General features: G+C 66.3%; 2 protein-coding genes. One reads left to right on the top strand and one right to left on the bottom strand.

All coding sequences use genetic code 11. From position 1 onward, the window contains the following. Positions 1-308: 308 nt before the first annotated feature. On the bottom strand, positions 309-1,586 hold the full coding sequence (locus BG22_RS10560) for an ATP-binding protein (protein ID WP_140495415.1): 1,278 nt from the start codon (positions 1,584-1,586) through the stop codon (positions 309-311). 325 nt (positions 1,587-1,911) lie between these two features. On the opposite strand from BG22_RS10560, the gene BG22_RS10555 reads away from it, so the two are divergent. Next, positions 1,912-4,203: an InlB B-repeat-containing protein gene (locus BG22_RS10555; protein WP_181163498.1), complete on the top strand. Its 2,292-nt coding sequence runs from the start codon at positions 1,912-1,914 to the stop codon at positions 4,201-4,203. Positions 4,204-4,266 lie beyond the last annotated feature (63 nt).

The following is a 4,266-nucleotide window of genomic DNA, read 5'->3' as shown; positions in this document are numbered from 1 at the left end:
GTTCGAGTGGCGCGTCACCCTGGACGATTTCAATCCGATGCCCGAGAACCCCGTTCATCGCGGGCTTCCACCCGGACCGGCCCGGGCGGACGAGCTCGGCAGCGGCACCCGTGACCGCAGCATGCCGGCTAGACGAACGCGATGTGATGACACCCCGCATAGAGAGGCGAGCAGGCCGGCCGACAGGCGAATCAGGCGGGTAGGAGGGGCGCGAGGGATGCCGTGCCATCCGGTCACCGGGGGGGCGAACCGCACCTAGGCCATAACGGGGCCTGGTCCCGCATGTGCACGCGCCGTCCCTTTCGTGGTCATATTCCCGCCGGTTTGAATGCGTCCGGTTCCCAGAGCGCGGTGACGGGCAGGGCCCAGAACCCTCCGGGCCATCGCATGACGCGCGAGCCGGTGTAGACCAGGTAGCCGCGATGGAAGCGCGGGTCCTTGGCAAGTTCGGCCAGGCCGCGGAAGTCCTCGCGCGTGACCTTGGACGAGGACTTGACCTCCACGCCCACGAGCCGGTCGCGTCGGCTCATGACCAGGTCGACCTCCTTGGGGTTCGAGCCGGGCTCCCTCCAGTAGAAGCAGTCCGGGTGGGTGCCCGACCATTGGACCGCGGGCAGGATCTGGTTGACGACGAACGATTCGAGCAGGTTGCCGTAGTCGACCGGCGAGGCCATCGGGTCGCGCCCCTTGGCGAGCATGACCTGCGCGGACAGGGACGTGTCCACAGGATGGATCTTCGCGCGGGTGAACACCTGGCGGTTCGGCGCGGTGCGGATGTTCGGCAGCGCGCGCACGAGGAACCGGCGCAGGAACACGCCCATATAGCGTTCCACGGTCCGACGGTCCAGGGCGAGCAGGTCGCCGAGCGCGCTGGCGTTCATGATGCCGCCCGGCATGCACAGGAGCCGGTCGAGCACGTTCTCGGCGATGAGCACGTCGAGCCGCTCGCCGGGAAGGATCGTGTCGCCCAGCACCGCGCGGATGTCGTCCTCGACGAGCCGCTCGCGCTCCCAGTCCTCGTACGTCGGATACTGCGTCGCGTACTCCGGGAAGCCGCCCGCGGCCATCAGCCCGTACAGGTCCGTCCTCGATATGCCATGGTCGAAGCCGGTGTCGGGCTCACCGTTCCACAGGTCGTCCACGAGGCTGCCTGTGACTGCGTGCAGTTCGCGCTGGGTCAGCGGCCCCATCTCGAAGTGCTGCGCACGCCGGGCGAGAGGGTCCTGCCCGTCCAGACCGCCCCGGTTGATGATCGCGCTGCCCGTCAGCAGGAACCGGATGCCCCCATCCGCCGGCAGTCCGTCCACGATCTCCTTGACCTCCAACGGCAGGCCCGCGACCCGCTGCGCCTCGTCGACGATCACCGGAAGCCGCAGGCCCTCAAGCCAGCCGCGCGGGTCCGTGCGCGCCAGCTCGTACGTGTTCGCGTCCGCCAGCGTCTCGTACGAGAACCCCGCCGGCGCCAATTGCCGGCGCGCCATCAATGTCTTGCCCACGGCTCGCGCGCCCTCCAGTACCACGACCTTGCGCCGCGAACGCAGCAGCGCGTCCGCCAACGGCCTTCGGATATATCCGTTCTCACCCATACTTGGAAACATACATCCAATGTACAAAAAATACAACTCTGCATGTATGAAAAAATACGACGCCGGTGTCATTGGGGCACGTCATGACGTCATCGAGGGCCACGGGGCTGAGCCATTAGCGGTCGTATAATCCGGCCGTCCGACCGGACTGTCGCCCGGCGATTTCCCCCGCACCGTCTGAACTCCGACGACGAATCGCCCTCCGCCCGACCCGGACGACGACATGCGGGACCCCCGAAAAAATGACAGCCACTCCCGGTCCACCCCATCCGCGAGCGTCCACGAAGACAGCGTGCCCGTAGCCCTAGAAGAAAGGTTCCTGACTATGACAGGAAACACTAAGGTTTGGCGCGCGCCGCTCGCCGGCCTCGCCTCGGTCGCGATGATCGCGACCATGGGCGTGGCCGCCAGCACGGCGAACGCCGCCGCTTGGAGTGGCGACACTTCCACGAACTACAAGATCAACGTCTATGACCCGGATCAGCCGTGGAAGCCGACGACTGTGTCCACGACCGCGAAGTGGGGTACTGTTCTGACCCCGCTGACCGCCGACCCGTACGCGGCCTCCGGTGATGGCAAGGTGTTCGATTACTTCTCCTACGACAAGGCCGGCAAGGAGAAGATCGGCGACGTGGTGGTCGTCAAGGGCGCCACCAAGGTGTTCGCCCAGTATAAGCAGGCCGTCGAGGTCGCCTTCGACGTCAATGGCGATGGTACGTATGATCCTGCTAGCGAGCCCGCGGTCGATATCGCGAAGGGTTCCGCGCTGACCGCCGCCGACTATCGCACGGCGTTCCCCTCCAGCGAGCCGAGCAGGCACGGCGAGGTCTTCGCGGGCTGGACGTACACGCACACGCAGCAGGGTTCCTCCGATGACCTGTACACGGATGCGGCCATCAACGAGGACACGGTCCTGCACGCCCGCTTCGACGTGAACCAGAACCTGTCCACGGTCGGCTTCCGCACGTTCGCCACTGAGAGCACGACCCAGCGCTACACTTTGGCGGGCAACCCGTTCCCGCAGTTCCGCGTGCCTAGTGCGTGGTCGGCCGACACGAAGTGGCAGACCGAGGACCAGAAGGCCTACGACTTCACGCAGCCCGTGCCGAACAAGGACCAGGATGGCGCCGCCGACGACCTCGTGCTGGTCGCCCCGGTCTCCGCGGATCTGAAGAACGTGACCGTCAAGTACGACTTCGCCGGCGCCGTCGCCCCCACCGCCGGCGACTACACCACGACCGCCGACGAGAAGCCGGTTCAGCCGGTCGAACCGGTCGCGTTCGGCAAGGTGTTCACCGGCTGGTTCACGTACGACGGCAAGAAGATCGACTTCACCAAGCCGATCAGCGAGCAGGCGAACTTCAACGCAACCAGCAATGAAATCACCCTGCACGCCCGTTGGGACACCACCCACGTGGCGGAGCTGGTCTACAACCTCGGCTACCAGACGCCCGACTACGTGGGCGGCGGCAAGCAGTTCGAGTTCGTGTACGCAGGCGAGAAGAAGGACCTGCCGGCCGGCCTGGAGGAGTACTACCAGACCGCCGCGCAGGAGGATGCCGCCAAGGACGAGTACACGACCCGCAAGCTCACCGGCTGGTACCAGGGCAGCAACGACAAGGACGTGGTGACCTCCGCCAACGCGCTGGCCGCCGGTAGCGTCACCGAGTTCACCGCCGTGTGGGACGCCTCCTACGCGGTCCGTCTGAACGGCAACGGCGGCAAGTTCGACGGCCAGACCTACAAGTGGGTCACCGCCGCCAAGGACACGAAGCTCGCCGACATCCTCGTCGAGCCGGTGCGCGACGGCTACACCCTCGCCTACTGGGTCACCGATTACGGCACCTCCACCGAGGCCAAGGTCGACACATCTAAGACCATTGATGCGTTCGCCGGCAAGACCCTGACCGCGAAGTGGACCGCGTCCGCGAAGCTGGACGTGGACGCGCTGCGCAACCAGTTCCCGCTCGTGTGGAACAACCAGTCCTCCGACGCTCTGACGGTTGCCGCGTATGGCTACACGGACGCCTCGGCGAAGGCGTACGTGAAGGCCGTCTACGCCCTTGAGGACGAGTACGCCGCGTACCAGCGCGAGCCGGAGAGCCAGAAGAAGGTCGATCTGGCCACCGCCCTGCAGCCGAAGTATGAGGCTGCGCAGAAGCTGTTGGTGAAGGCGAACGGCGCCGAGGTGCCGTCGGGCAAGGTGGCGGTGTACCGCGCGTTCAACCCGAACGAGACGCGTGGCGGCTCGCACCTGTACACCACGGACTTCACGGAGTACTCGAACGTGGTTCGCGCGGGCTGGCGCGCCGAGGGCGTGCAGTTCCAGACCACGTCCAGCAAGAAGGCCACGCCGGTGTACCGCACGTACAACCCGAACGACGGCTCGCACCACTACACGACCGACAAGGCCGAGAACGACGGCCTGGTCGCGGCCGGCTGGACGTACGAGGACGTCGCCTGGTACGTGGATGACGACGCGCCGGTGAGCGTGTACCGTGCGTACAACCCGAACTCGGGCGAGCACGTGTTCACGACCGACAAGGCCGAGTACGACAACCTGGTGAACGTCGGCTGGCGCGCCGAGGACGTCGCCTTCAAGGCGTACGCCAAGTGAGTCCCCGCGGCGTGACGGTCCCGTGACCGCCGCCGCGTGACGCACGATAACGGGAAGGGGCCC

Origin of the sequence: Bifidobacterium sp. UTBIF-78 (genome assembly GCF_006408945.1) — a bacterium.
In the GTDB taxonomy this organism is placed as follows: domain Bacteria; phylum Actinomycetota; class Actinomycetes; order Actinomycetales; family Bifidobacteriaceae; genus Bifidobacterium; species Bifidobacterium myosotis.
This window is presented reverse-complemented; position numbering and strand designations above follow the sequence as displayed.